Below are 26,426 nucleotides of genomic sequence, written 5' to 3'. Positions count from 1 at the left end.
CCAGGAGATTAATAACATCTGGAGACATCATGCTGCGCGGGCTCGCTCGTATTCATGCTTTGCAGGGCGGGAGCCGCCCGATTCTGGCCGCAATGCTAGCCACCGCGCTGGCAATCGGCGCCCAGACGGCCCGTGCCGACGCATATCCCGACCACCCAATCCGGCTGGTCGTGCCGTATGCGGCGGGCGGCGCGGTCGATATCGTGGCTCGCTCGGTTGGCCAGCGAATGAGCCAGCAACTCAAGCAGCCGATCATCGTCGATAACCGCCCCGGCGCCAGCACCAATATCGGCATGGATTTCGTGGCCAAGGCCTCGGCCGACGGCTACACGATCATGATGGCATCGAACAGCCTGGCGACGAACGCGGCGCTGTTCAACAAGCTCAGCTTCAACCCGGCCACGGATTTCGCGCCAGTGGCGCGGATTGGCGAGGCTTCGCTGGTGGTGGTGGTGCCGGCCAAGTCGAGCATCACGTCGATGAAGGGGCTGATCGCCCAAGCCAAGGCGGAACCGGGCAAGCTTAGCTTCGGTTCGGCCGGCAACGGCAGTTCGGGCCACCTTGCAGGCGAAATGCTCAAGGAGTCCGCCGGCATCGACGTGCTGCACGTTCCATACAAAGGCGGCGCGCCCGCCATTACCGACCTGATCGGCGAACGCCTGACGTTCATGCCGATCAATCCGCTTGAAGTGATCAGCCATATCAAGTCCGGCACGTTGCGGCCGCTGGCGGTGGCCAGCGCCAGCCGTTCGGCGTTGCTGCCCAATGTCCCGACCTCGAAGGAGGAAGGGCTGCCCGCCTTCACCGCCTCGGTCTGGTGGGGACTCGTTGCGCCCGCCAAGACGCCCGCGCCGGTCGTCAAGGCGCTGAACACGGCGGCCAACGCCGCGTTGAACGATGCCGACGTGCGCAAGCAGCTTGGTCAGCTCGGTGTGACGATCGTCTCGGGCACGCCCGAGCAGTTCGGCCAGTTCATCCGCTCGGAAACCACGACCTGGACCGGGGTAATCCGCAAGGCCGGGATTACCGCCGACTAAGTGGCCGGCTGAGCGCCCAACTGAGCGGCTGATCGAGGCCACATCCGGGCGCCCGACTGCGTCCATTTTCTCGAAAACGTCTTTCGTATTGCCATGTCCGTACAACAAGCCTCGGCTGCAAAGCCTTCCATCCTGGTGGTCAGCGCCCACGCCGCTGATTTTGTCTGGCGCGCGGGCGGTGCCATCGCGCTTTACGCCGAGCGCGGTTATCACGTGCGCATCGTGTGCCTGTCGTTCGGCGAGCGCGGCGAGTCCGCGAAGATGTGGCGGCAGCCGGGCATGACGATGGACCGGGTCAAGGTCGCGCGTCGCGAGGAAGCCGAGCGCGCTGCCGAGATCCTGGGCGGCACGCTCGAATGCTTCGATCTGGGCGACTATCCGCTGCGCGTGCCCGACGAGGCGCTGCTGCGGCTGGCCGACATCTATCGCGACATTCGCCCGGAACTGGTGCTGACGCACTCGCGTGAAGACATCTATAACTTCGATCATCCACTGGCCACTCACGTGGCGCAGGAAGCGCGCATCATCGCCCAGGCGCATGGCTACAAGCCCGAGGTGCCGGTGATCGGCGCGCCGCCTGTGTTCCTGTTCGAGCCGCACCAGCCGGAGCAGTGCAACTGGAAGCCGGACGTGCTGCTCGATATCTCCGCGGTCTGGGAGAAGAAGCAGCGCGCGTTCACGACCATGGCCGCGCAGGAACACCTGTGGGAGTACTACACCCGCGTCGCGCTTCAGCGGGGCGCGCAGGCAACGCGCAACTCCGATCGCAAGATTACCCACGGTGAGGGCTACGCCCGCATTTTCCCGCAAGTCTCGGAGGTCCTGGCATGAGAACCGTCGCTTATCGCAATATCTTGCGCGCCGAGTCGCGCGATGTCGAAGCGCTTGGCAAGTTCGGCGTGGCGACGGTGCATGAGGCCCAGCGCCGTACCGGGCTGATGAAGCCATATCTGCGGCCGATCCAGTCCGGTTCGGCAATCTCGGGCTGTGCCGTCACGGCGCTGATGCATCCCGGCGACAACTGGATGATCCACGTGGCCGTGGAAATGGTTCAGCCTGGCGATGTGCTGGTGGTGGGCTTGGTGAGCGACTGCACAGACGGCGTGTTTGGCGATCTGCTGGCAACTTCGCTGAAGGCGCGCGGCGCGCGCGGGCTGATCATCGACTGCGGTGTGCGCGACGTGTCGACGCTGAACGCCATGGGCTTCCCGGTCTGGTCCCGCGCGATTTCCGCGCAGGGCGCGGTCAAGGAGACCGTTGGCGCGGTCAACATACCGGTGGTCTGTGCCGGCGCGCTGGTACGCCCTGGGGACGTGATCGTCGCGGACGATGACGGTGTGGTCGTCGTGGCGCGACCGCAAGCGGCGGACATCGCCGCGAAGGCGGCCGAGCGGGAGGCGCTGGAAGCTGGCAAGCGCGAGAAGCTGGCCTCCGGCGTGCTGGGCGTCGACATGTACAACATGCGTCCGGGTCTGGCTGAGAAGGGTCTGGTTTACCTCGATCAGACTGTCGACTGGTACAGCGGCGCCAACGAAGCCTGAGACCCCGGAGCCGGCATCTCGGCCCGCCGCGTTTCCCATCTGGTATAAGACGTCCCACGAGATGATGATCGTTGCCGCCGGAATCGGCGGTAGCGATGCCAGGGGACACAGATGGAATTGCGCCAGCTTCAATACTTCGTGAGAGTGGTCGAACTCGGCAGCATGAGCCGGGCGGCGCTTGAGCTCGACATGGTGCAATCGGCCGTCAGCCAGCAGATCAGCCGGCTCGAGAGCGAACTGGCCACGCGCCTGCTGCGCCGGACGCCACACGGCGTGACGCCGACCGAAGCGGGCCTTGCGTTCTTTCACGAAGCCCAGCTTACTCTGCGTCACGCGGAGCAGGCGCGGCGCGCTGCGCATCAGGCGCGGCTGACCGGTACGGTCAGTGTCGGGCTGGCGCCGACCACGGCCTCGGTGATCGGTGTGCCGCTGATTCGCGCGATGCGCGAGCGCTATCCCGACGTGCGACTGCATATCGTTGAGAGCCTGTCGGGACACCTGACCGCGATGCTCAATGCGCGCCAGCTCGATCTGGCCGTGTTGTTCGATACGCATGCCGCGCGGCGCTGGACGGTCATGCCGCTGCTCGAGGAAACGCTCTTCCTGATTCAGTCCCGCAATGCCTTGCCGCAGGGCAAGGCCGAGCCGCCCACGCGTCTGACCATGGCCGATCTGTCCGAGGTGCCGCTGATCATGCCCACCGGTGTTCATGGTCTGCGCAGCACGCTAGATGCGGCATTCTCCCGGGCCAAGGTTGTACCGCATGTCACGCAGGAGATCGACTCGCTGGCGATGCTGATGGATGCCGTCGACATGGGCTTTGGAACCACGCTGCAGCCATGGGCCGCAGTGGGGCGCTATCCCGATGCGGAAACGCGTTTTCACCTGGCGCATATCGACGATCCGCAGGTAGGTCGCCAGAACCTGCTTTGCAGTCTGTCGGACGATGAGTTGTCACCCGCTGCGCTGGCGCTGCGGGTGGTGCTGGCCGATACGGCGCGTGGTCTGGTGCGATCGGGAGGTTGGCGCGGGGCACGGCTGCTAGAGGCACTATCAAAATGATTCTGGCGTCGTTGCGCGGCCTTGGCCGGTCCACTTGTACTGTCTGCGGCCGCCCCCTTGCAGGGCGCGCATGTGCTCGCAGGCACATGCCGTTCCGCAGGCGGCTCGCATACGAGCCGAAACCCCTGCTTCACCCTAGCCAGAATCGCTTCGCTTCATTTTGATAGCGCCTCTTAGTGGAGGGATAGCGGGTACGGATGACGCCCAATATCGCGAAAGCCGGGCATGTGGCCGGCGGCGCGATCGAACGTGGCGACGTATTCGCAGCCTTCTGCGTGCGCGGCACGGTCGATCAGGCAGTTGGTGAAACCGGTGTTCCCCGAGGCGAACATCGACAACGCGCGATAGACGACCGGAGCGGACTCGACCCGCAGCGCCCGGCTCCTGAGCAGGCGATATATGGCCCGGATGATCTCGGGCCGCGAGCGGCGCCGCTGCATCACCCATGCAAGTTCCAGGATGACCGCCGTCGACACGTAGCCGGGGCGTTGACAGGTCAGACTGGCGACCAGACCGGCGGCGATCGGCGACTGCACGGCATCGTCGTCCAGGATCAGCCGCGCCAGCACGCAGGTATCCAGCCCGATCATCCCTGACGCCTTCCGGGTTGGCCAGCGGCTAGTGGCCGGAAGAAATCCGTGTTCGGCACATAGAACTCCACGCCCTGCTCGCGGTAGGTCTGGGCCAGGCAGCCGAACAGCGGGTTCGCCGCTCCTCCGGCGTACGGCATGTCCTCGAGTGCCGGCCAGTCTCCCGCATTGACGACGGTGGTGGGGTCCCATCCCATGCTGGACATGAATTCTTCCATGACAGAGGCTTCGATCAGCAGGTCGATCTGCCCGGGTGTCAGCGGCGGGCCATCGTGCCGCATACAGCCCCGCAATGCCAGCAGATGGGGGCAGGGGCCTTCCGTGCCGGTCTGGCTGGCTGGCCTGGAAGTACTGAATTCGATGGTGTCATCCATGATGTGAACGGCTCCTTGAGCGTTGAGAGAGCGGCACCGTGAGTGCCTTGTTCGATACTCTGGGCCAGCGCCGCCGGGATAGATATGAGACGGATCTGAAAGGCCGCCCCTGCTGCCTCATCGCGAACCTCCGCTCTCTGTTTGCCGCCTCGGGCCCGGTTTGGTTGCCCCATCACAAATCGTGATGCCCCCATGCCAGTCAACGGGTTAGCAGGCCCGGAGCGGGCAGCTACAGTCCCGGACAGACTCCAGGAAGGCTCAGAAAGGCGTGTCAATTTCCACCCCCACCCCCAATCCCCGCACTCAGGACGCCCGGTCATGATCGACGTCCTGGTGATCGGCGGCGGCAATGCCGCCCTTTGCGCCGCGCTGATGGCCCGTGAAGCGGGCGCCAGCGTGATGCTGCTGGAAGCCGCGCCGCGAGAATGGCGCGGCGGTAACTCCTCCCACACACGCAACTTGCGCTGCATGCATGACGCTCCGCAGGACGTGCTGGTCGACGCGTACCCCGAAGAAGAGTACTGGCAGGATCTGCTGAAAGTGACCGGCGGCCTGACCGACGAGAAGCTGGCGCGGCTTGCAATCCGCGCGTCGTCGTCGTGCCGGGACTGGATGCGCAGCCATGGTGTGCATTTCCAGCCACCGTTGTCTGGCGCGCTCCACGTGGCTCGCACCAATGCGTTCTTCATGGGCGGCGGCAAGGCGCTCGTCAATGCGTACTACCGCAGCGCCGAGGCGCTCGGCGTGCAGATCCGCTACAACGCCCCGGTCGACGCCATCGAGCTCGATGGCAGCCGTTTCGTGGCCGCGCGTATCGGCGCCGAGCGGATTGAAGCACGCGCCTGCGTGCTGGCGGCCGGCGGATTCGAATCGAACCGCGAGTGGCTGCGGGAGGCCTGGGGCCAGAACGAGCGGGGCGAATGGCCCGCCGACAACTTCCTGATCCGCGGCACCCGCTTCAACATGGGCGTGCTGCTCAAGCACATGATCGCCGCGGGTGCCGACGCAATCGGTGACCCGTCACAGTCGCACTGCGTGGCTATCGACGCGCGCGCGCCGCTCTACGACGGTGGCATCTGCACGCGAATCGATTGCGTCTCGCTCGGGGTCGTGCTCAACGCCAACGCCGAGCGGTTCTACGACGAAGGCGAGGACTTCTGGCCCAAGCGCTATGCGATCTGGGGCCGTCTGGTCGCGCAGCAGCCACAGCAGATCGGTTACTCGATCATCGACGCAAAGGCGGTCGGACGCTTCATGCCGCCGGTGTTCCCGGGCGTCAAGGCCGATACGTTGCCGGAACTCGCGCGCAAGCTCGGGCTCGACGAAACCACGTTCATGCGGACGATCAACGAGTACAACGCCGCGTGCCGGGTCGGCAAGTTCGACCACACGGTGCTGGACGATTGCCACACCGAAGGCGTGACGCCGTCCAAGACCCACTGGGCGCGGCCGATCGACACCGCGCCGTTCTTCGGCTACGCGCTTCGCCCAGGCATCACGTTCACGTACCTGGGACTGAAGGTCAACGAAGAGTCGGCCGTGCATTTCGATGGCAGGCCGAGTGACAACCTGTTCGTGGCCGGCGAGATGATGGCTGGCAACGTGCTCGGCAAGGGCTATACCGCTGGCGTCGGCATGGCGATCGGCACCGCGTTCGGCCGGATTGCCGGCACGCAGGCCGCCAAGGCGGCAAAGGGCATGGCCAGGCGTGCCTCACAGGCATCAACGGAAAAGGAATATGCAACATCTTGAAGCGCTGACGCGCGAGGCCGCGGCATTGGCGCGCGGCGCGCTGCCGCTGACTGCGGACGAGGGTGAAGTGGCACGCACCCTGCAGATCTGCAACGCCTGCCGCTATTGCGAGGGCTTCTGCGCGGTGTTCCCGGCAATGACGCGCCGGCTGGAGTTTCCCAAGGCCGATATCCACTACCTGGCTAATCTGTGCCACAACTGTGGCGCCTGCTATCACGCCTGCCAGTACGCGCCGCCGCACGAGTTCGCGGTCAATATTCCGCAGGCGATGGCCAAGGTGCGCGTGCAGACCTACGGCGACTACGCTTTCCCCGCCGCGCTCGGCGGTTTGTACCGGCGCGCGGGGCTGACTACAGCGCTGGCGCTGGCCGGCGGTCTGGCGTTGTTCCTGCTGATGGTGCTGGCGATGCGCGGCAGCCTGCTGCACGCGCCGCTGGCCGGCAACTTCTACGCAATCTTCCCGCACAACCTGTTGGCAGTGATGTTCGGCGTGGTGTTCGTCTTCGCCATCTTCGCGCTGGGCATCGGGGTGACACGGTTCTGGCGGCAGGTAACGCCCGGCACGCGAGCCAGTGATGACGGCGGCGCGGCCGCGGGAGGCGCCGCGCACGATGCGCTGCGGCTCAAGTATCTCGGCGGTGGGCACGGCGAAGGCTGCAACAACGAGGACGACGCGTTCACGCTGCTGCGCCGGCGCTTCCACCATTTCACTTTCTACGGCTTCATGCTGTGCTTTGCCGCGACGACGGTGGCAACGCTGTATCACTACCTGCTGGATCTGCACGCACCTTACGCGCTGACGAGCCTGCCTGTGCTGCTTGGCACGGTCGGCGGCATCGGCCTGCTGATCGGCACCGCCGGTCTGTTCTGGCTCAATGTGCGGCGCGACCCGCGCACTGGCGATCCGGATCAGAAGCCGATGGACCGTGGATTCATCGCGCTGCTGTTCCTGACCAGCGCGAGCGGACTGGTGTTGCTGGCCTTGCGTGATACCGGCGCGATGGCCACCTCGCTGGCAGTTCACCTCGGCATCGTCATGGCGCTGTTCCTGACGCTGCCGTACGGCAAGTTCGCGCATGGCATCTACCGCTGCGCGGCGCTACTGAAGTACAACATCGAAAAGCGCCGGCCGAGCGATCTCGCGCTGGGCGCCGACTAAGACATCGAATCGAATCAAGAAACCGAAAAGGGAGACAGGATCATGACGAAACCGGGTGTGCTTAACATTCCCTCGATGCGCGGCCAGTGTAGCGACACGGAGTGGCAGGCGCGCGTCGATCTCGCCGCGTGCTACAGGCTGGTCGAGCTCTATGGCATGGCCGACATGATGGCCAACCACATCTCGGTGCGCGTGCCGGATGAAGAGGATGCGTTTCTGATCAACCCGTACGGCATGATGTACGAGGAGATCACAGCATCGTGCCTCATCAAGGTGGACCACGCGGGCAACATCTTGTCGAAGCCTGACTTCGGTTCGCTGAACTACGGCATCAACAAGGCCGGCTACGTGATTCACAGCGCGGTGCATCACGCGCGGCCCGAGGTGGCGTGTGTGATCCATACCCATAGCTGGGCGTCGATGGCGGTGTCGTCCCTGGCGTGCGGCCTGCTGCCGGTCACGCAGACGGCGATGCGCTTCCTGAAGATCGGCTATCACGACTATCAGGGCGTGGTGCTCGATACCGCCGAACAGGCGTCGCTACTCGAAGACCTGGGCAAGGGCGAGGCGCTGATCCTGCGCAATCATGGCGCCCTGACCGTTGGCAATACCGTGGGCGAGGCGTTCAACTGGATGCATCGGCTTGAACTGGCCTGCCGCTCGCAAGTGGCGGCGATGTCGTGCAACACGCCGCTGCAGCAGGTGCCGGCGGACGTGCTGGAAGCCACGTGGAACAACTATCAGCCGGGCACGCGCCGTCCGTACGGCGTCATGGAGTGGCCGGCGCTGCTGCGCAAGCTTGATCGCCTGGACCCCAGCTTCCGCGACTAGGAAGCCGAAGCAACGCATTCCCGTTGCATCTGAAGAAGAAAGCCTGAACGCCATCCAACGCCCGCAGAGGCGTGGATGGCTTGCGGCGAACCGGCGGGATCCGTGCCCCGAATCGCGGGTCCCGACTGGTGGCATGGCGCCGGGCGCGCGCAAAACCGTCCCGGTGCGCAGAAGAACTATATAAACAAGAGAGACAAGACATGCATCGATTCGCCCCCGTTCGATGGCTGGCTACTGCATTGGCCGCCACTGGTTTCACGTTCGCCGCGCAGGCGTCGGCGCAAGGCACTCCGTATCCGGCCAAGCCCGTGCGTGTGGTAGTGGCCTTCACCGCAGGCGGCACTACCGACATGCTGGCGCGTAGCGTCAGCCAGCAACTTGCCCAGCGTTTCAAGCAATCCTTCGTGGTGGACAACCGTCCCGGCGCGGGCGGAAATATCGGCACCGAGTACGTTGTCCGATCGCCGGCCGATGGCTACACCCTGCTGGTCAACTCGGTGGGGCCGATCTCGATCAACCAGACGCTCTACAAGCGCCTGAACTACGACCCGCTGGCCGATCTGGTGCCGGTGGTGCAGATCGCCGACGTGCCGAACGTGCTCGTCGTGCCGGCCGCGCTGCCGGTAAAGAACTTCGACGAGTTCGTGGCCTATGCCAAGGCGAACTCGGGCAAGCTCAACTACAGCTCGACCGGGGTGGGGACGTCGTCGCATCTGTCGGGCTTCATGTTCAGTGAACGCATCGGTGCCCAGGCCACTCATGTGCCTTACAAGGGCGCCGATGCGCTGAACGACCTGCTCTCGGGGCGCGTCCAGTTCATGTTCGCCACGATTCCATCGGTGATCTCGCAAATCCAGGCTGGCAAGCTGCGTGCGCTGGCGGTGACTAGCGCGAAGCGTTCCCGCTCGCTGCCGGATCTGCCGACGGTGGCGGAGAAGGGCTTCCCCGGTTTCGAGGCTGGCTCGTGGTTCGGCTTCTTCGCACCGAAGGGCACGCCGGCCGAGGTCGTCACCCGGGTCAATCAGGCCGTGAATGAGATCCTGCCGTCGCTGCAGGCGCAGATGGTCCGTGAAGGCGCCGATCCGGTCGGCGGCTCGCCGCAGCAGTTCGGTGATTTCACGCGCAAGGAATACGAGAAATGGAAGGTCGTGGTCAAGGCCTCCGGTGCCACTGTCGATTGAAATTCAGACATGTCTCAAACTCAGCCGAAGTCTCAAGTTTCCGTCCAGCCATTGCGCATCCTGTTGTCCGAACCGACGCTGAGGGAGCATCGCGCCGCGATCGATCTGTCCATGGACGGCGCGCCGTGGCTGCCTGTATTGGCGCCTGCCACCGATGACCCGAAGGGTGTCGATGCCGATATCGCCTTCGTGTCGCGCGACGTGACCGGGCTATCGACCAAGCATCAGATCCTGCCGGCCACGCAGCGCTTCTATTCGGCGATGCTCGAGGCGCCCGCGCTGCGATGGGTGCATGTGCATTCGGCCGGCGCCGATCGCGCCGTGTTCGGCCAGTTGCGGCAGCGCGGGGTGACCGTCACCACGTCTTCAGGCGCCAATGCGGGCGTGGTGGCGCAAACCGCGCTGGCGGGATTGCTGGCGCTGGCGAGGCATTTCCCGCTACTGCTCGCCGCGCAGCGCGAGCAACGCTGGGCCCCGTTGCTAGGCACGGGATTGCCGCGTGACGTGCGGGGGCAGACCGCAACCATTGTGGGGTGGGGCCCGATCGGGCAGCAGATCGGTGCCATGCTGCGCCTGCTCGGCATGTCGGTGGCCGTGGTCCGGCAACAGCCGACGCCGGCTGGCGAAGGGTTCGAGACCTTTACGTTCGATACCCTGCACGAGGTGCTTCCCCGTACGGACTGGTTGATACTGGCCTGCCCGCTGACGGACCGGACGCGTGGACTGGTCGACGGCGCGGCCCTGCGGCGATTGCCGACTGGTGCGCGGCTGATCAATGTGGCGCGTGGAGAAGTGGTGGACGAGCCAGCGCTGATCGAAGCACTGACAGAAGGAAGGGTGGCCGGCGCTTACCTCGATGTGTTCGCGCATGAACCATTGCCGGCGACGTCGCCGCTATGGTCGTTGCCGAACGTCATTGCCACGCCACATAGCGCCGGTTTCTCGGACGGCAATGCGGCGCGTGTGGTCGACATCTTCTTGGACAATCTTCGCCGTCGGCTGGCGGGTCAGGCATTGCGAAACGTGTCAGCCTAGCGGCAAATGGGAAGGGGTTGCAGAAAAGGCTGCAAACCGAAGCGGGAAGTTGCGGAGTTTTCAGCAACCTCGCCGCGGCGTCGACATGCACAATATCGACAGCCGAATTTCTGTTGCCACGTACTGTGTCCAAGCCTGCCAATAACCTGCCGTTGCCGCGCGTCATCGTCGCGGAGGATCATCCCGTATGCCTGCTCGTGCTGGAGGACCAGCTCAAGGGCATTGGTGGCTGCGAGGTGGTGCTCTGCGAGAACGGTGCCGACGCGCTCAGGGCGCTGGAAAGCGGCCCGGCCGCGCTGTTGCTGACTGACCTCAGCCTGCCCGGCATCGAAGGACTGGCGCTCGCGCGCAGAATTCGCACGGGCAAGGCGGGGCAGGTGGCACCCGACCTGCCCATCGTCGCCATCACGGCCACCGCCGGACCCGAGGAGCGACTCGCATGCCTGGAGGCGGGCATCGGCATGGTGCTGACGAAACCCGTCAGCTACGAGACGCTCCAGTCGGTCCTGGGTCGCTACCTTGGGAAAGACGACCAGTACGATCAATACGAGCAATACGACCGATAGCGCCAACTACATATTGAGCGCCCGCTTTCGCACCGCCAGCGCAGCCTCGCGCATGACCTCGGACAGTGATGGGTGCGGGTGGCAGATCATGCCGATGTCCTCCGATGCCGCCTTGAACTCCATGGCGACCACGGCTTCGGCGATCAGATCCGAGGCATTGGCGGAGATGATGTGCACGCCCAGGATTTCGTCGGTCTTTGCGTCCGCGATCATCTTGATGAAGCCATCCGGATGTCCGATCCCAAGCGCGCGGCCGTTTGCCATCATCGGGAACTGGCCGGAACGGAACTCGCGGCCTTCCGCCTTCAACTGGGCTTCTGACTTGCCCACCCAGGCGATTTCGGGCTCGGTGTAGATCACCCACGGAATGCAGTTGTAGTCGATGTGTGGCTTCTGGCCGTCGATGACCTCGGCGGCCATGACGCCTTCGTCCTCGGCCTTGTGGGCGAGCATCGGGCCGCGCACGACATCGCCGATAGCGTAGATGCCCGCCACCGGGGTGCGGCACTGGTCGTCCACGGGGATGAAACCGCGCGCGTCGGCGGCCAGGCCCACGGCATCCAGACCCAGATTCTCGGTGTTCGGCACGCGCCCGATCGACACGATCAACCGGTCCGCGACGAGCTTCTGTTCGGCGCCGTCCTTGTCCTTGTAGGCAATGCTGACGCCCTTGGCGGTGGCTTCGATATTGCCGATGTCGACACCAAGGTGAATCGTGAGCCCCTGCTTGCCGAACTGTTTGGCGGCTTCCCTGGCCACGGCTTCGTCAAGCGCGCCGAGGAATGTGGGCAGGGCTTCCAGCAGCGTGACTTCGGACCCGAGCCGTCGCCATACCGAGCCGAGTTCGAGACCGATCACCCCGGCGCCGATCACTGCGAGTTTTTTCGGCACCGAATCGAAGGACAGCGCGCCCTCGTTGTCGGAGACGATTTTGTTGTCGACCGGCACGCCCGAAAGATGGCGGGCCTTCGAACCCGTTGCGATGATGACGTTGCGTGCCGTATGCGACGTCGTCTCGCCGCCGTTGCTGGCCTCCACGGTAATCACGCCATCCGCGGCCCGCCCCTTGAACTTGCCATGGCCCTTGATCCAGGTGACCTTGTTCTTGCGAAACAGGAACTCCACGCCACCGGTGAACTTGTCGACGATTGCAGCCTTGCGCTGGATCATCTGCGCCAGATCAAGTGTGACGCCCTTGACCTGCACACCATGTTCGGCCAGCCCATGCTTCGCTTGCTCGAAGTACTCGGACGAGGCGAGCAGCGCCTTGCTTGGAATGCAGCCGACGTTCAGGCAGGTACCGCCGAGCCGTGGCTTGCCAGCGTCGTCTTTCCATTCCTCGATGCAGGCTACCGTCTTGCCTAGCTGGGCCGCACGGATGGCGGCGATATATCCACCCGGGCCGGAGCCGATCACGATCACGTCGAAGTCGGCCTTGGCCGATGCCGGGGCACCAGCGCCACCTGATGCCACGGCGGCTACCGGGGCAGGGGCCGGTGCGGGCGCTGGGGCGGATGCCGGCGCTGCAGCGGCCACGGGTGAGGCTGCTGCGACCGCTTTCCCCTCGGTGTCGACCACCGCGATCACGTCGTCCGTATGGACCGTGGCGCCATCGGGCTGGACGATCTTTGCGAGCACGCCGTCGGCCGGACTCGGCACCTCCAGTGTGACCTTGTCGGTTTCCAGTTCCACCAGGATCTCGTCGCGTTTGACGGCCTCGCCGGCTTGCTTCTTCCACTGCATCAGCGTGGCTTCCGAGACGGATTCGGACAACTGCGGCACTTTCACTTCGATCGCGGCCATGGTTTTTCCTTGCGGGTCTCTTGTGACGAAAGCTTCCAGTCTAGGAGAGCACGCCAAGGATGCCAGCCGAGTTGCGCAGTGGTGACTTCGACGCGCGCAAATGGGGTGTCTGCGTCACTCGTTGGCCGGATCGATCGGAAGGACGCCATCCCCCGCGATGCCGCGTCGCCGCTATCGGCAAAATGACTCGGCAGGAAGGCGTTGGGCTTCCTAAGCTATGGGAAGGATTGGAAGAACAAGATGCACCGGGAGGTCGCCATGACTCCAGATCTCAATGCGCAGGTCCGGCGCGTCGCGTCGGCCATGCTGCTCCCGTGGTGCGCGGCCTGCGCGTATCCGGAAGTTCATTCCCAGGCCTGCCTCTCGGGTGTCGATGTGTACGAGGACGTGGCCTATGACACGGGCGCCAGCCGCGTGACGTTCTCGGGATCGGACACCGGCACCGGCGAACCGTGCAGCGATACGATTGCCGGCCACGGCGGATTCTGGGTTGCCAGCTTCGACCGCACGGCGCCGCCGCCAGCCGAGCCGGGCGCCGTGGTCGATACGAGCACTGTGGTGGAGGCTACCGTCATTGGGGGCGAATGGCACTGGTGGCAGGCCGACGGCACCTTGCAAAGCGGCGATGTGATGGGCGGGCAGGTGATACGTCCGGCAGAGCCGGGCGGCAGCGTCGGTATCTGCACCAATGGCGCGGCCATGATCGCCGTCACGCTCTCGGTCCATCAGCAGTATCCCGGCAGTGGCACCTTCGAGGGCTGCCTGGACGATACGGGCGTGGATACCACGATGCCGTGGATCGTCCATCCGCCGTCGATCCGGGGAAGCTTGAGGATGAACTCGCCGTAAGCGGGTGATCATTCCACTCGCCTGGCGGGCGATGGCGCTACAACAGCGTCGGCCAGTGCGCGGCTTCCAGCGCCATCCTCGCCCCGAGCAGCAGAAGCACGCCGCCCGCCACAAGGCGCTGCGCCAGCAGCCAGCGTGGGTGGCTTCCCATCATTGCCGCGGCGCGGCCCGACGATATGGCGACGAGCGCGTTGACCGATGCGAAAGCGGCGGTCAGGGCCAGCCCCAGGACCAACGATTGCCTGAGGACGCCGCCCGCCTGATAGTCGATGAATTGCGGCAGTATCGACAGGAAGACCAGCGCGAGCTTGGGATTGAGCAGGCTGGTCATCGCGCCCATCGTGAACAGGCGACGCGGCCGTTCGGTTTGGGTTGCCTGGATCTGAAGCGGGGACCGGCCGCCTGGCTTGAGCATCTGCCAGTCCATGTAGAGCAGGTAGGCAGCACCGGCGATGGCAAGCAGGCGCGCGGCGCCAGGAATCGCCAGGAACAGCGCACTGATGCCAAATGCCGCGCCGAGCATGTAGGTCATGTATCCGAGCATGACGCCCGCCAGTGAAGTCAGCCCCGCCCGGGTGCCTTGCGAGACCGAGCGCGCCATCACGTAGACCATATTGGGGCCCGGCGTGATCGCCAGCAGGCCGCCCACGGCCATGAATTCGTACATCGTTCTCATGCGCTGCACCTGGTCCAGAACCATCCTTGATCGGGAATGCTGGCAGTATCGGACCACGGGATAACTAAGTAAAACGGATTATACTGATCCGATTATTCAGATTTTCTGATGAGATGAAGAAGCTCGATCTCGATGTGATGGAGATGATCGTTGCCGTGGCCGATGCCGGGTCGTTCGCGCGCGCGGCGGAGACCCTGCATCGCTCGCCATCGGCCGTGAGCATGCAGATCAAGGCGATCGAGGACGTGCTCGGCAAGCCACTCTTCACGCGCACCACGCGCAACGTCGCCCTGACCGAGGACGGCAGGACGCTCCTGGATTACGGACGGCGTGTGCTGGCCTTGCGGGAGGAGGCATGGTCGGCGGTGGTTCGCCCGGAGATTCGCGGGCGCGTCACGATCGGCGTTCCTGACGATTACGCGTCGTCGCTGCTGCCTTCGGTCCTGCGCCGATTCGCGGCGGCTCATCCGCGCGTGGAGATCCGTGTCATCGGACTGCCCAGCCACGCGCTGATTCCATTGCTGAAGGACAACACGCTGGATCTGGCCTGCATCACGAAGGCGCGCGGCGTCACCGGGGATTTCATCCGCCATGAGCCGATGGTTTGGGTCTCGGCCCGCGGTGGCCGACCCATCTGGCGGGAGCGTCCGCTCCCGATCGCCGTCTTCGCCCACGGCAGCGCCGCGAGAGCCGGCGCCATCGCAGCGCTACAGCAGGCCGATATTCAGTATCGGATGTCGTATGAAAGCCCCAGTCTGCTTGGATTGATCAGCATGGTCGAGGCTGGACTGGCGGTGGCGCCGCTGGCGCGATGCAGCGTACCGCCGCATCTTGCCGTGCTGGGGGAGTCCGAAGGACTGCCGCCGCTTGCGCCACTGGAGGTCGTGCTGGCGCGTAGCGCGAAATCGGCGCGGCCACCGTGCGACTTTCTGGCGGAGCAGATGCTGGCGGACTTGAAGGTCTGAGGTCCCGACTGGCTGACGCCCGGCGTGATCAGATGATGGGGCAGCGAAGAGCAGGGATAAGGGCGAAACTCACATACGCGAATCGAGGCGTTTTTTTCTCGTCCATGACTTGCTTCGGGCACGCCGTGCGTGGTCAGATACAGCGCTTCATTTCCCACGTCCCCACGTATTTGCGATATGACGAGCCCGATATCTACAACGACCCCACGGCCCGAGACGCCGGACGAGATCCTTGAGCGGTTCAGCGCCAGGGCAATCGTCCACCGGGACCGATCCGGTCCCACAGAGATGGTCTGGCGCGAGATCGGTCGTGGCTCCCCCCTGGTACTGATCCATGGCGGTCATGGAAACTGGATGCACTGGGTGCGCAATATCGAGGCGCTGAGCCAGCAGCACACGCTATGGCTGCCTGACCTGCCCGGTTTCGGTGAATCTGGCACGCTCGACGGCGATCCTCACGCGGATGACCGGCTGGATCGGCTGGTCGATACAGTGGCAGCCAGTCTGAGACAGCGGTTCGGCGCGTCGGATGGATTCGCGCTGGCGGGCTTCTCTTTCGGTGGTGTAGTCGCGGCCCGCCTGGCGGCCGCGCTGCCGAATGTCGAGAAGCTTGCGCTGCTGGGCTCCGCCGGGCATGGCGGTATGCGGCGCCAGCGACTCGATATGGTCAACTGGCGCACGGAGGACCGCGAGCAGATGCTGCAAGGCTTGAGGCACAACCTCAAGGCACTGATGCTTCACGATCCGTCCAGCATTGATGCGCTGGCCATGGCGGTGCACGAACGGGCTTGCATGGCCACGCGCTTTCGCAGCAAGTCCATTTCGCGCGGCGGCCCGGTGCTCGGACAGGCGCTCGACAGCTATGGCGGAAAGACGCTGCTGATCTGGGGCGAGCATGACGTGACGGCTGACCCGTTGGAAGTGGCACCGCGCATCGCGGGAAACTTGTCGACTCGGCGATGGCACCTGGTTCCCGGCGGCGGGCATTGGGTGCAATACGAACGAGCGGACGAAATCAATCAGTTGCTGCTGCAGTGGTTCGCCAGGGCCGACGGTGGATTGCACGCCCGATGAGCGGCGGCCTTGTCGGCGACGTGTTCGATGCCGGCGAGGCACGCATTAGCCTGATTCTCCTTATCGTTGCTCTCCCACATATCGGTTCTCCCGGTTCGTTTCAGATACCGAAACGGTGGTCTGGCAATGCGTGGTCAAGTGTTTGATACTCGCCACTGGTGCGTGTTCTCGTCGACGCAGATCGACAACGCGCACGCATGCAATGGTTAGCCGAGTACTGGGTTCGTCAGCGCCCACCGAGCCGCTTCACGTGATTGGCCATCCATGCAGTTGATCAAATAAGGAGACAAGGATGGCAACTCGCAACCTCGCGACCTCGGGTCGCGCATCGTCACGACGGCGGATACTTCACGCACCGCAGCCGCGGCATGGGGCTCAGTCCGTTATTGCCGGCAGCCCCGATATCGCGCGCGCTGCTTTCATCGGCGGTAACGCCGTCACGCTGTTCGAGAAGCAAGCCGACCTTTATCGGAAGGCCGCAAGCATTCTGGTTACGGGCAATCCGTAGCCGCGCGCTCCGAACTCGATCACCTATCCACGAGCAACGTACCGTTCGCCGACGACAGCCGGCAGGGCGGAGCTTTGTCCAGCGCTTTGATGCGCCACGAAATCAATAAGGCGTGAAGCGTTCCCGCTCAAGCGGGAGCGCGTCCACACGCCATGACCTGGCCAGCCTCAGCCGGAAATTGAGGCATTTCCAACTTGGAGGAAAAGAATGAAGGCGAGATTGACAGTTCCCGCACTCGCAGCATTGCTGTGCTGCGTTTCGGCGGAATCCCGGGCAAACGTGACCCTCTACGGCGTCGTGGACGCAGGCGTGAGCTTCACCAACAACCAGGTGGGCGGAGGCAGCGTGGTCAGGCAGACGTCGGGCAGCCTTTCCAGTTCGCGCTGGGGCGTACGTGGATCCGAGGACCTTGGCCAAGGGCTGAAAGCGGTGTTCGTGCTCGAAAGTGGCTTTGATGTCGACACTGGCAAATCAGCGCAGGGCGGACGGCTGTTCGGGCGATCGGCATATGTGGGGTTGGAGAGCCAATGGGGCAGCATCCTGTTTGGGCGTCAGCAGAGCGCGTTGTTCGACATGATCGGCGCGTTCGACCCGATGGCGCTGTCGCCGAGGTGGTCCATCTTCAATCAGGATCTTGCCCTGGTCGCCCGGCCGGATAACACCATGAAGTACGTGGGGAAGTTCGGCGGCTTGACGGCAACGGCGATGTACAGCTTTGGCGCGGAAAGTACCACGGTGGATGGCAGCGAGGTGCCTGGGAATGCCAAGCTAGGTCGGGAGTTCGGCTTTCGCCTGAGCTACAACAGTGGTCCGTTCAGCATTGGCACGGCCTATGACGAGGTCAACACCGGCACATTGACCACGAACCGCGACGCCACGTCGCGTCGGGCCACGGTGGCCGGTACCTATGCGCTTTCCACCCTCAAGGTGTTCGCCGGCTACCGATGGGCAAAGGCCTACGATGGAGCGATTCTCGTGGGTGCGCTGCCAGGTGTGTCGAATCAAGCGTCGAACCTGTGGTGGACTGGCGTGATGTGGCAGGCGGGGCCGGCGGTGACGCTTAGCGCGGCCGCTTATTACCAGGATTTCCGCAACACCGGTGGTGACCCGTGGCTGTTCGTCGCCACGGGCCGGTACGCATTCTCGAAGCGTACCGAGGCCTACCTGACGCTGGGCTATGCACTGAATCAGGAGAACTCGAACATGGGTCTTGGCAATGGCGCGGCCGGCTTCGGTCACACGCCGCCGGGCAGCAATCAGTTCGGCACGACCCTCGGGATAAAGCACATTTTCTGACATAGATCATTGTGTGGACGGGGCCTTCAACGACATGGACTTGGTGCCCCGTCATCATTGCCAAATGAGATGTCCTTGTCCACGCGCAAATCATCGGGCAGGCCGGGTATCGCTGTCTGGAACCGGACATGCATCGGGGACGGATCGGAATCAAGGCAACGTAAGTGCGGCACGACGTTTCCTTCTGATTGGGATTCAATGGAATGGTCGCGGGATATCGAGCATTGACCGCGTAGAGAGCGGGCCGCAGTATGGTCGTTTCGACAGTTGACACGACCGGAGCGACCGAAGCCGGCAGGAAGCCATGCTTGAACCGACGCACGAGAGCGAGCCTTTCTCGCGCACCACACCGGGTAGCCAGACGTTGCTGCGCGGACTCAACTTACTGCGCGCATTCGTCAGCGGCGCGCCTGTGCTGAGCAACGCTCAGCTCGCCGAACGCAGCGGCCTGCCGAGGCCCACGGTCAGTCGCCTCACCCATTCGCTGGTGGAAGGCGGTTACCTCGAATACGACGGTGTGTCGAAGGGCTATCGCCTCGCGCCGGTATGCCTCAGCCTGGCGCGCTCGTTCCATATCGGACGCTCGGAGCTGGATGCCGTGTTGCCATTGATGGCCCAGGTAGCGATGGCGGAGCAGATCAACGTCACGCTATCGGCCGCCGATGGGTTCTGGATGGTCTATCTCCACACAATTCGCAAAGGTCGTGGGCTGATGAGTCGTGCCGCAATGACCGGAACGCGATTCGGGATGGTAAGAAGCTCAACCGGGCACGCGTACCTTGCCGGCCTGCCGGAATCGCGGCGGCAACTGCTGATGGGCAGGCTGGCGAGCCACTACGGCGAGAAGTGGCCGAAGTACAAGGAGCGCATCGACACGTCGAGGGCGAAGTACGAGAAGGAAGGCTATTGCCGCTCGCGCGTCGTGCTCGGCATGGAGGGCATCGCGACGGCAGTGATGGGCCCGGATGGTGTGCTCTATACCCTGAGTGTTTCGTACGCGGTAGGGGACGATGACGATGGTCCGCTGGAGGCGCGATATGCGCCTGTGCTGCTCTCACTGCGTGACGCCATCGAGATTGCGTGGTCCGAGTTTGGCGGCGTGTAGGGGGGGCGGTTCGCAGGTTCAGGAGCTTATCTGCTCCAGTTGCGGAATGAACTCTCCAAGAAGCTGGCGTGTCGCGAGCGTGGAGGGTCCCAGCCGACGCCGGATCAGCGAGATGCGATCCGCGTCGCGTGGAGTGTCGACGATGTGGATCGTTCGCATTCCCAATTCCTCATTCCCATTCCTTAGCAATGTCCGCCGCATAGGCCGGCGCGATCAACACGCCCGCACCTCGCTTGATCAAGCCAAGTGAGCGGCGCCTGTTTGGCAGGCTGACTGGCCGGCATCAGGCGATCAAGCAGCATCGCTTCCCTGTCTCCTTCCGACATATTCCATCTGATGATAAATCTATGAAGACAATTCGCTTGTTTGCATGAATGGATCGGAACAACATGGCGGTCATCAGACAGAGGAGACACTCATGAAGACACGTATTGCCGCCTTGTTGGCCGCCGCCATCGTTGCGCCACACGCTTTTGCCCAAGGCGACGGCTATCCGAACAAGCCGATCAAGCTGGTCGTTCCTTTCACGGCCGGCAGTGCCTCCGACACGGCGGCGCGTATTGTTGCCGAGGAGGTGCGTTCGTCGATTGGCACGATCATCGTGGACAATCGGCCGGGCGCCAACGGCATCATCGGCTCGAGTTATGTGGCGAAGTCGCCGGCGGATGGCTACACGCTGTTGTTGACGAGCAGTTCCACGCATTCCGGCATCGAAGCGCTGTTCAAGCGTCCCGGCTACGACCCGATCAAGGACTTTGTTCATATTTCCCGCATCGCCACGATCCCCATGGTGCTGGTCACGCGTCCGGATGCGCCATACAAGACGGCAAAGGACATGGCCCTGTACGCGCAGAAGAACCATCTGCGTTATGGCTACGGCAGCGGCTCGGCGCAGATCGCGGCCGCCACGTTCTCGCAGATGGCGAACGTGCCATCCGACGCCATTCCCTACAAAAGTCAGCCTCCTGCGGTGACCGATCTGCTCGGTGGGCAGATCGACTACATGGTGGCGGATACATCGGTCGTCATGAGTTTCCTGCACGGTGGCAAGCTCGATGGCCTGGCCATCACGAGTCCCCGGCGTTTGCCCGAGCTTCCCAACGTGCCGACGATGGCGGAGGCCGGATACAAGAACTTCGACCTGGTCGTATGGGTGGGGCTGGCCGCGCCGGCGGGCACGCCGACGGCCGTGGTGGAGAGATGGAACAAGGCCGTGAACGATGCCGTGGCACGTCCCCCCGTCGTGGAGAAGCTTGCGAAGCTCGGCATGATTGCGGCTCCGGCCAGCACGCGTGACTTCGCGGCATTCACTGTCGCTCAGCGCGGCATCTGGACGTCCAGGGCCACCAAGGCGGGTGTGGAGCAGCAATGACGCATCGCGCACCAGATACGACGGGGCCGCTTGCGGGCGTCCGTGTGCTGGATCTGACGTCGGTCATCATGGGTCCCGTCTGCACGCAGATTCTGGCCGACTATGGGGCGACGGTCGTGAAGATCGAGCCGCCTGATGGTGACGTGATGCGCCATGCCGGCAACAAGCGCGCGCCTGGCATGGGAAGCATGTTCCTTCATGCGAACCAGGGAAAATCGTCTGTCGTGCTGGATCTCAAGCAAGAGGAAGATGTCCGAACGCTCAGAGAGATGCTACCGGGCTTTGATGTGCTCGTGCACAACGTGCGACCGCAAGCCATGCGCAGGTTGGGGCTCGATGAAGCGGCCGTGCACGGCCTGAATCCGTCGATCATCTATGTTGAACTGACCGGGTATGCAGAGGGTGGGCCGCTGCACGGACGTGCGGCGTATGACGACGTTATTCAGGCGCAGACGGGGCTGGCCGAACTGTTTTCTCGCCAGACGGGTGGCGCGCCTCAGTATGTGCCGACGCTGATAGCGGACAGGGTGACCGGCCTGACCGCCGCGCACGCCACCATTGCAGCACTGTTCGCGCGCAAAAGCACGGGTCACGGTGATACGGTCCGCGTATCGATGTTCGAGACGATGGCGGCGTTCGTCCTTGCGGATCACCTCGGCGGAGCGTCGTTCGAACCATCGGCTGGCGCCATGGGATACAGCCGCTTGCTGACACCGCACCGGAAGCCATATCGGACGCGCGATGGCTACATCGCGGCGGTTGTCTACAACGACAAGCACTGGAAGTCGTTCTTCGAGGCGATTGATGATCTCGCGACGTTCGAGCGCGACAGCCGGTTTCAAACTGCGCCCGCACGGGCCGAGAACTACGACGTCATCTATGGTCACCTCTCGCAGGTCATGCTGACTCGCACCACCGACGCGTGGGTGGCGCTGCTGGAAGCCGCGGATATTCCGTGCGCGCGTGTCAATCGCGTGGAAGACCTGCTGGAAGATGCGCAGCTTCGCGCGGTTGGCTTCTTTGATCAGCGCGATTTTGGCGACGGTGGACAACGGCGTATCGTTTCCCGCTTTCGCTCGCCAGCCGCGCGAAATAATCTTGCAACGCCGGCGCCAATGCTTGGTCAGTCGGCAGGGGAACTGGAAGAATGAATCAGGAAACGGCAAAAATGGTGAACACGGAAGAGATCAAACATCTGTCACTCGATGTGTCGGAGCAAGGCGTGGCGACACTGCGCATCGCCAATGGCACCAGTCTGAATATTCTGGACTCGGACACGATCGTCGAATTCACGCAAACGCTGCGTCGGCTGGCTCGCCGCCCTGACGTCCGGGTACTGGTGTTGCGCGGGACGGGGGAGAAGGCATTCGTTGGTGGCGCGAACATCAAGGAGCTGGCCAGGCTTGAGCCGGAGACGGCGGTGGCGTTCATCACGCGATTGCACGATCTGTGCGAGGCGGTCCGCGATTTCCCGGTGCCGACGATTGCTCGTTTGTCGGGCTGGTGCATGGGAGGCGGCATGGAGTTCGCCGCCGCTTGCGATATCCGCATCGCTGACGAGAATGCCAATTTCGCCATGCCGGAAGTCAGGATCGGCATCCCGTCGGTCATTCATGCAAACATCCTTTCTCGCCTGATCGGTGAGGGGAACACACGCTGGATGTTGCTGACTGGCTCCTCGATCAATGCGGCGCGCGCCCATGCCTGGGGATTTGTTCACGAGGTCGTCGCCAACGACGCTCTGGATGCCGCAGTTGCGCATACGGTATCCGAGATACTGGAGTGCGGGCCGGCAGCCGTGCGTGCGCAGAAGTCGCTGCTGCGCGCGTGGGAAGATCCTGCGATCGAGCGGGGGCTGAAGCACAGCATTGCGGTGTTTGGCGACGTCTACGCTGGGTCAGAACCGGATGCTTACATGGCGCGGTTCCTTGAGCGCAAGAGGAAAAGCTGACAGGCGCTGGTAATCGGACGAAGCGGTCATGTACCATCGAACTGTCCATCCAATTGCCTGCGCCATGAACTTCACACTCAGGGAGTTCCGAGTATTCCGCGTCGTGTACGAACTCCGCAGTTTCAGCGGAGCTTCCCAGACCATTCACATGACGCAGTCGGCGGTGAGCAAGGTGTGCCAGGAGATGGAGGCCAAGGTCGGGCAGCGGCTCTTCGAACGGTCGACTCGCAAGGTGACACCAACCCAGTTGGCTCACCAGTTGTATGGCCATGTATGTGAAGTGCTCGGGACCATGGATGCCGCCGAGCGCAGTATGCAGAGCCTTCTGAACCTGGAAGCTGGCGAAGTCAGCTTCGCATCGTCGCCAATGATGTGCGTGGGATTGTTGCGGGGGGCGGTTTCGGCGTTCCACGAAGCCCATCCGGCGATCCGGATCGGCATGCATGAGTTGTCGACGGACGAGACGATCGAGTACGTGGTTAATGGAAAGGCCGACTTCGGACTGGTTTCGATGGAAGAAGCTCATCCCAAGCTCTCGATCGAGCACCTGTACAACGAATCCATGTTCGTGATCTGTGCCGGCGACCACGAACTGGCTCGCAAGCGCAAGGTTAGCTGGGAGTTGCTTGCCGACTATCCGCAGATCACCTTGCATTCAACTTTCAGCACTCGGCGGACCATTGATCGCGTTTTTGCGTCGAGACATCTGACGTACTCGACTTCCGTCGAGGTCGGGACGGTACTGTCGGCAATCAGCTTTGCGAAGGCGCGGCTTGGGGTTACGGTGTTGCCCGGCTACGTTCGGGAGTTCGTCTCGGAACTGGGCCTGGTAGCGAGGGCATTGCCCTGCGAGGGAGTCGAACACCCCATCTCGCTCATTACACGTTGGAATGCGCGGCTTTCGACGCCAGCAGAATGCCTGCTTGACAGCGTCAGGAAGCGACTGGCCGCCGCACGAGCCTAGCTGCGTAAGGAGACAGCGTCCCGGCACTGTCGTGTCCGAGGGCCGGTGCTCAGAACCGAATGATCCACGCGCCCGTCGTGTAGCGATTGTGGTTGTTCCGGCCGTTACACGAGGTGCTGTGGTTATAGCCTGCACGGTTGCGCATCGATTGCGCGCCACGCCTCCGGCTTTGGAGGCAGATCTCGAACGGTCTCGTGAGTTCACGCGGCGCATCCGCGAGCGTTCCCATCCACCCCTGCGGCATTGGCGCGAGCCAACCGCGATTGGCTCGCTCGGAGCGCCGAGACGGATCGTGAGATCGCGCGGCATGGCGCCGATAGCCCGACGGAGCAATCTGCAAGACTTTGCAGATCGACTTGCTTGATCCACCCCAACAGTGTCTGGCTCGTACAGCCGATTGTCGGTGCGATAGATTCAACTGCTGCCCACGGCGATGGATATTCGATGCGCTGCTGTCGGATCTCAGGGGGAAACCTGGTTTGCTCGCTTATGGGCTCCATTCTTTCCAAGAGTGGAGCCGCCACTGAACTCGGGGCGATTCACTGTCGCTAATCGTTCGCGACGAGCATCGGCAAACACAGGATCCTTAGCCGCCCAAGTAAAAGCCTGTTTCAGCATCTATGCAGCCAAACGCATGACCATGGCATCTTTCTGTAAAACCATTCGAAGGAATATTAGGACGAGGCCTATATCCCAGGTGGTGTTATTGCTTAAAAATGCTGCGTGAGAGTGCCTCCGGGTTTTCCTCTCACGGCAAGGCGGTGTCCATGGGACACCTCTCGCTCGTTCCCCTTAGGCGTCAGTCGGCTCCCCGCGGGCTGGCGCACTTTTTCTCTTCGAACTTCGCCATGTTGTACCGCGGCAAGTATGTCTATGGACAACGCTCGCTCGTCTGCATGCAACGTATGTAGTCAGTGTACTCAGAGACTTCCGCGCAAAGCTGTTCTGCACGATAGGCAGGCCCGCTACAGTTCGTCTGAGTCTGCCGAGGCAAGATAGCGTCCGAGCTCCATATCATGCGTCAGCCCGAGCTTTGCCATGGCAGCGCACTTCTGCACGCTGATGGTTTTCCTGCTTCGGTTAAAACGCGCCGCGATTTCTCTGAGCGAGAGCCCCTGCGCGAGCAGGCGCAGTACCTCTCGCTCACGCGGGCTTAGTTGCTGCAGCGCAGCTTGTGGCGTGCCTCCGTCGTCCTGGTCGAGGAGATGCGCCAGCGAGGCCGGAGCAACGAACTTCCTGCCCGCAAGGACAACGCGGCAAGCCTCGGCAACGTCCCGAGTACCGCAGGTTTTCGAGACGAAGGCGGAGGCACCCGCGGCTATCATGTCGCGGACGGCCGGCGGCGAGGCGTTCATAGAGAACACGATCACGGCTACATCGGGACGCATACGCTTGATGCGTCCGATGAGTTGCAGCCCGTCACCCGCTTCGTTGAGGGAGAAGTCGGTGATGACAATACCCACTTCTGGATCGTTCAGCGCATTGAGGATCTCATTGACACTGGAGGCAGTGACCACCTCCGCGAACTGTCCTATGCGGGCAAGTTCACTGCGGAGGGCGATCACAATGATGGGGTGATCATCGCAGACCAGTACTTTGGGGGCTTGGTTCATTCGTGACCCCGCGTTCGAGGCATTGGGCAGTGTGGTCAAACAAATTTAGGCAAGGAGCCGCTGCATCGCTCCGCGACCCGTGCCAGTCACTTGCCATTTCATGCCAGGTGCGACGCAGCTTACTAGGGAGATATTGTCCGGCTGGTGAGGGCGCGGTTCAGTAGGCCGCGGCCTAAACTGCAGGCGTTGATGATTAGGCCGCGGCTGATGGTGGAAAAGGACCCTTGCCGATACTCAGGCCCAGCGATGCTGTAGTTGCGATGTCGTCTTCGTCATCGCGTCTTCTTGCGCGAGTGATTCGCCAACATGCCGAGGCCCCGGAGCCCAGGAATCTCCTGGGCTTATCCGATTTAGTCCCTTGTGCTTAGAACTTGTGGCGAACGCCGACTACCGCACCAAACTGGTTTGCGCCCGGTTGAACACCTTCCGAGTTCGACGAGGTTGCCGAACCCAACTGGTCATTGAAGCCGTTCACGCCAAGGGTCGACTTGCCGTTGTTCAGGGCGTACGACATCGACGCGTACAGATCGGTCCGCTTCGAAAGTGAGTAATCAGCCAAGGCAACGAATTGCCACGGGTTACCGGCGTTGGCGTTACGCAGGTTCTGGTAGTAGGCGGCACCTGCCAGTGACAGGGCGGGCGTTACCTGGTAACCCAGACCAGCCCAAGCCAGGTTCGATGAACCGTTGGCGTGGCTCGGAGTGCCTACCAGAACATCGCCGTTGTAGGCGTGCGCATAGCGGTAGCCAGCGAAGACCTTGGCCTGACCGAACGCGTACGTACCGGCGATAGCGGCGTGACGGGTCAGTTTGTTAGTTGACAGGGCGGTAGCTTGTGAGCGGTTCGTCTGGTCGTACACGGCACCGACCGAGAACGGGCCGGCAGCGTAGATCGCGGAGAATGAGTACTCACGGCCGTTGGTGAAGTTTCCCGGAACTTCCTGGTTGTTGTTGTTGAGGCTGTACAGAGCGGACACGGTCAGGCCACCGAACGTGCCCATGTACTTGGCGGAGTTGTCTGCTCGCGAGGCGAACCACGGATCCTGCGAAGTGATCGAGTAGCGGCTCGAAATGCTCATCGGATCGAAGGCCAAACCGAAGTCAAAGCCAGGGGTGGTGTGAC

Annotated in this window: 27 protein-coding genes and 2 pseudogenes; 20 read left to right on the top strand and 9 right to left on the bottom strand. The window is 63.1% G+C overall.

Translation table 11 applies throughout. The features are described 5' to 3' along the window. Window positions 1-29: 29 nt before the first annotated feature. From WD006_RS16240 to WD006_RS16225, 4 genes are all read left to right on the top strand, one after another. Window positions 30-1,037, top strand: coding sequence for a tripartite tricarboxylate transporter substrate binding protein (locus WD006_RS16240; protein WP_011518693.1), 1,008 nt, complete (start codon window positions 30-32; stop codon window positions 1,035-1,037). A gap of 93 nt (window positions 1,038-1,130) precedes the next feature. Then, the gene (locus tag WD006_RS16235; protein ID WP_011518694.1) at window positions 1,131-1,868 is read left to right on the top strand and encodes a PIG-L deacetylase family protein; all 738 of its coding nucleotides are present in this window, start codon (window positions 1,131-1,133) and stop codon (window positions 1,866-1,868) included. After that, a complete protein-coding gene (locus WD006_RS16230) occupies window positions 1,865-2,578 on the top strand; it encodes a 4-carboxy-4-hydroxy-2-oxoadipate aldolase/oxaloacetate decarboxylase (RefSeq protein WP_029309419.1) in 714 nt (237 codons plus the stop codon). The genes WD006_RS16235 and WD006_RS16230 overlap by 4 nt, the downstream gene beginning before the upstream one ends. A 111-nt stretch (window positions 2,579-2,689) precedes the next feature. After that, window positions 2,690-3,640 carry a LysR family transcriptional regulator gene (locus WD006_RS16225; protein WP_011518696.1) on the top strand — a complete coding sequence of 317 codons (951 nt, stop codon included), beginning with the start codon at window positions 2,690-2,692 and terminating at the stop codon, window positions 3,638-3,640. Window positions 3,641-3,813: 173 nt separating this feature from the next. Here the strand turns inward: WD006_RS16225 and WD006_RS16220 are convergent, their stop codons facing one another. Together WD006_RS16220 and WD006_RS16215 are read right to left on the bottom strand one after the other, a co-directional pair. Continuing rightward, on the bottom strand, window positions 3,814-4,230 hold the full coding sequence (locus WD006_RS16220) for a PIN domain-containing protein (protein ID WP_029309420.1): 417 nt from the start codon (window positions 4,228-4,230) through the stop codon (window positions 3,814-3,816). Beyond that, window positions 4,227-4,604: a hypothetical protein gene (locus WD006_RS16215; RefSeq protein ID WP_029309421.1), complete on the bottom strand. Its 378-nt coding sequence runs from the start codon at window positions 4,602-4,604 to the stop codon at window positions 4,227-4,229. The genes WD006_RS16220 and WD006_RS16215 overlap by 4 nt, the downstream gene beginning before the upstream one ends. A gap of 318 nt (window positions 4,605-4,922) precedes the next feature. On the opposite strand from WD006_RS16215, the gene tcuA reads away from it, so the two are divergent. The 6 genes from tcuA to WD006_RS16185 all read left to right on the top strand — a co-directional run bounded on the left by tcuA (window position 4,923) and on the right by WD006_RS16185 (window position 11,128). Beyond that, a complete protein-coding gene (gene tcuA / locus WD006_RS16210) occupies window positions 4,923-6,356 on the top strand; it encodes an FAD-dependent tricarballylate dehydrogenase TcuA (RefSeq protein WP_029309422.1) in 1,434 nt (477 codons plus the stop codon). Next, complete coding sequence (gene tcuB / locus WD006_RS16205) at window positions 6,343-7,515, top strand: tricarballylate utilization 4Fe-4S protein TcuB (RefSeq protein WP_029309423.1); 1,173 nt, start codon at window positions 6,343-6,345, stop codon at window positions 7,513-7,515. Before tcuA ends, tcuB begins: the two co-directional genes overlap by 14 nt. Before the next feature lie 42 nt (window positions 7,516-7,557). Further along, window positions 7,558-8,346, top strand: a complete 789-nt coding sequence (locus WD006_RS16200; protein WP_011518702.1) for a class II aldolase/adducin family protein — start codon at window positions 7,558-7,560, stop codon at window positions 8,344-8,346. Window positions 8,347-8,546: 200 nt separating this feature from the next. Beyond that, window positions 8,547-9,527 carry a Bug family tripartite tricarboxylate transporter substrate binding protein gene (locus WD006_RS16195; RefSeq protein WP_029309424.1) on the top strand — a complete coding sequence of 327 codons (981 nt, stop codon included), beginning with the start codon at window positions 8,547-8,549 and terminating at the stop codon, window positions 9,525-9,527. A gap of 9 nt (window positions 9,528-9,536) precedes the next feature. After that, window positions 9,537-10,562 carry a D-2-hydroxyacid dehydrogenase gene (locus WD006_RS16190; protein WP_029309425.1) on the top strand — a complete coding sequence of 342 codons (1,026 nt, stop codon included), beginning with the start codon at window positions 9,537-9,539 and terminating at the stop codon, window positions 10,560-10,562. Window positions 10,563-10,675: 113 nt separating this feature from the next. Continuing rightward, window positions 10,676-11,128: a response regulator gene (locus WD006_RS16185; protein ID WP_011518705.1), complete on the top strand. Its 453-nt coding sequence runs from the start codon at window positions 10,676-10,678 to the stop codon at window positions 11,126-11,128. A 6-nt stretch (window positions 11,129-11,134) separates the two neighbouring features. Here the strand turns inward: WD006_RS16185 and lpdA are convergent, their stop codons facing one another. Together lpdA and WD006_RS16175 are read right to left on the bottom strand one after the other, a co-directional pair. Then, the gene (lpdA, locus tag WD006_RS16180) at window positions 11,135-12,601 is read right to left on the bottom strand and encodes a dihydrolipoyl dehydrogenase (RefSeq protein ID WP_051723391.1); all 1,467 of its coding nucleotides are present in this window, start codon (window positions 12,599-12,601) and stop codon (window positions 11,135-11,137) included. 114 nt (window positions 12,602-12,715) lie between these two features. After that, a pseudogene (locus tag WD006_RS16175) lies at window positions 12,716-12,931 on the bottom strand (biotin/lipoyl-containing protein); the annotation flags it as partial. Window positions 12,932-13,189: 258 nt separating this feature from the next. Between WD006_RS16175 and WD006_RS16170 the strand changes: the two are divergent. Further along, window positions 13,190-13,780, top strand: coding sequence for a hypothetical protein (locus WD006_RS16170; RefSeq protein ID WP_231108880.1), 591 nt, complete (start codon window positions 13,190-13,192; stop codon window positions 13,778-13,780). Window positions 13,781-13,817: 37 nt separating this feature from the next. Here the strand turns inward: WD006_RS16170 and WD006_RS16165 are convergent, their stop codons facing one another. Then, window positions 13,818-14,456: a LysE family translocator gene (locus WD006_RS16165; protein WP_029309428.1), complete on the bottom strand. Its 639-nt coding sequence runs from the start codon at window positions 14,454-14,456 to the stop codon at window positions 13,818-13,820. A 113-nt stretch (window positions 14,457-14,569) separates the two neighbouring features. On the opposite strand from WD006_RS16165, the gene WD006_RS16160 reads away from it, so the two are divergent. The 5 genes from WD006_RS16160 (at window position 14,570) to WD006_RS16140 (ending at window position 19,404) form a co-directional block, all read left to right on the top strand. Next, on the top strand, window positions 14,570-15,421 hold the full coding sequence (locus WD006_RS16160) for a LysR substrate-binding domain-containing protein (protein WP_029309429.1): 852 nt from the start codon (window positions 14,570-14,572) through the stop codon (window positions 15,419-15,421). A gap of 177 nt (window positions 15,422-15,598) precedes the next feature. Beyond that, the gene (locus tag WD006_RS16155; protein WP_029309430.1) at window positions 15,599-16,495 is read left to right on the top strand and encodes an alpha/beta fold hydrolase; all 897 of its coding nucleotides are present in this window, start codon (window positions 15,599-15,601) and stop codon (window positions 16,493-16,495) included. 292 nt (window positions 16,496-16,787) lie between these two features. Further along, entirely contained in the window at window positions 16,788-17,003 is a 216-nt protein-coding gene (locus tag WD006_RS16150; protein ID WP_029309431.1) for a hypothetical protein, read from the top strand. Between the two features lie 207 nt (window positions 17,004-17,210). Next, window positions 17,211-18,299 (top strand): porin, encoded by a 1,089-nt coding sequence (locus WD006_RS16145; RefSeq protein WP_029309432.1) that lies wholly within the window; start codon window positions 17,211-17,213, stop codon window positions 18,297-18,299. 304 nt (window positions 18,300-18,603) lie between these two features. Beyond that, on the top strand, window positions 18,604-19,404 hold the full coding sequence (locus WD006_RS16140) for an IclR family transcriptional regulator (RefSeq protein ID WP_029309433.1): 801 nt from the start codon (window positions 18,604-18,606) through the stop codon (window positions 19,402-19,404). An 18-nt stretch (window positions 19,405-19,422) separates the two neighbouring features. Here WD006_RS16140 and WD006_RS16135 read toward each other — a convergent pair whose 3' ends face one another. Beyond that, a complete protein-coding gene (locus WD006_RS16135; RefSeq protein ID WP_155714371.1) occupies window positions 19,423-19,563 on the bottom strand; it encodes a hypothetical protein in 141 nt (46 codons plus the stop codon). Window positions 19,564-19,822: 259 nt separating this feature from the next. On the opposite strand from WD006_RS16135, the gene WD006_RS16130 reads away from it, so the two are divergent. The 4 genes from WD006_RS16130 (at window position 19,823) to WD006_RS16115 (ending at window position 23,691) form a co-directional block, all read left to right on the top strand. After that, a complete protein-coding gene (locus WD006_RS16130; protein ID WP_029309434.1) occupies window positions 19,823-20,776 on the top strand; it encodes a Bug family tripartite tricarboxylate transporter substrate binding protein in 954 nt (317 codons plus the stop codon). Beyond that, window positions 20,773-21,927: a CaiB/BaiF CoA transferase family protein gene (locus WD006_RS16125; RefSeq protein ID WP_011518714.1), complete on the top strand. Its 1,155-nt coding sequence runs from the start codon at window positions 20,773-20,775 to the stop codon at window positions 21,925-21,927. The genes WD006_RS16130 and WD006_RS16125 overlap by 4 nt, the downstream gene beginning before the upstream one ends. Next, window positions 21,924-22,727: an enoyl-CoA hydratase gene (locus WD006_RS16120; protein ID WP_011518715.1), complete on the top strand. Its 804-nt coding sequence runs from the start codon at window positions 21,924-21,926 to the stop codon at window positions 22,725-22,727. Before WD006_RS16125 ends, WD006_RS16120 begins: the two co-directional genes overlap by 4 nt. Window positions 22,728-22,791: 64 nt before the next feature. Then, window positions 22,792-23,691: a LysR family transcriptional regulator gene (locus tag WD006_RS16115; RefSeq protein ID WP_375199027.1), complete on the top strand. Its 900-nt coding sequence runs from the start codon at window positions 22,792-22,794 to the stop codon at window positions 23,689-23,691. Window positions 23,692-23,950: 259 nt separating this feature from the next. Here WD006_RS16115 and WD006_RS16110 read toward each other — a convergent pair. The 3 genes and pseudogenes from WD006_RS16110 to WD006_RS16100 all read right to left on the bottom strand — a co-directional run. Next, window positions 23,951-24,191, bottom strand: a pseudogene (locus WD006_RS16110) (hypothetical protein); the annotation flags it as partial. Between the two features lie 465 nt (window positions 24,192-24,656). Beyond that, entirely contained in the window at window positions 24,657-25,304 is a 648-nt protein-coding gene (locus tag WD006_RS16105; protein ID WP_060784141.1) for a response regulator transcription factor, read from the bottom strand. Between the two features lie 364 nt (window positions 25,305-25,668). Next, on the bottom strand, window positions 25,669-26,426 hold a 758-nt coding region (locus tag WD006_RS16100; RefSeq protein WP_425648207.1), incomplete at its 5' end, for a porin.

Origin of the sequence: Cupriavidus sp. Met-2, assembly GCF_049843575.1 — a bacterium.
GTDB lineage: Bacteria > Pseudomonadota > Gammaproteobacteria > Burkholderiales > Burkholderiaceae > Cupriavidus > Cupriavidus metallidurans.
This window is presented reverse-complemented; position numbering and strand designations above follow the sequence as displayed.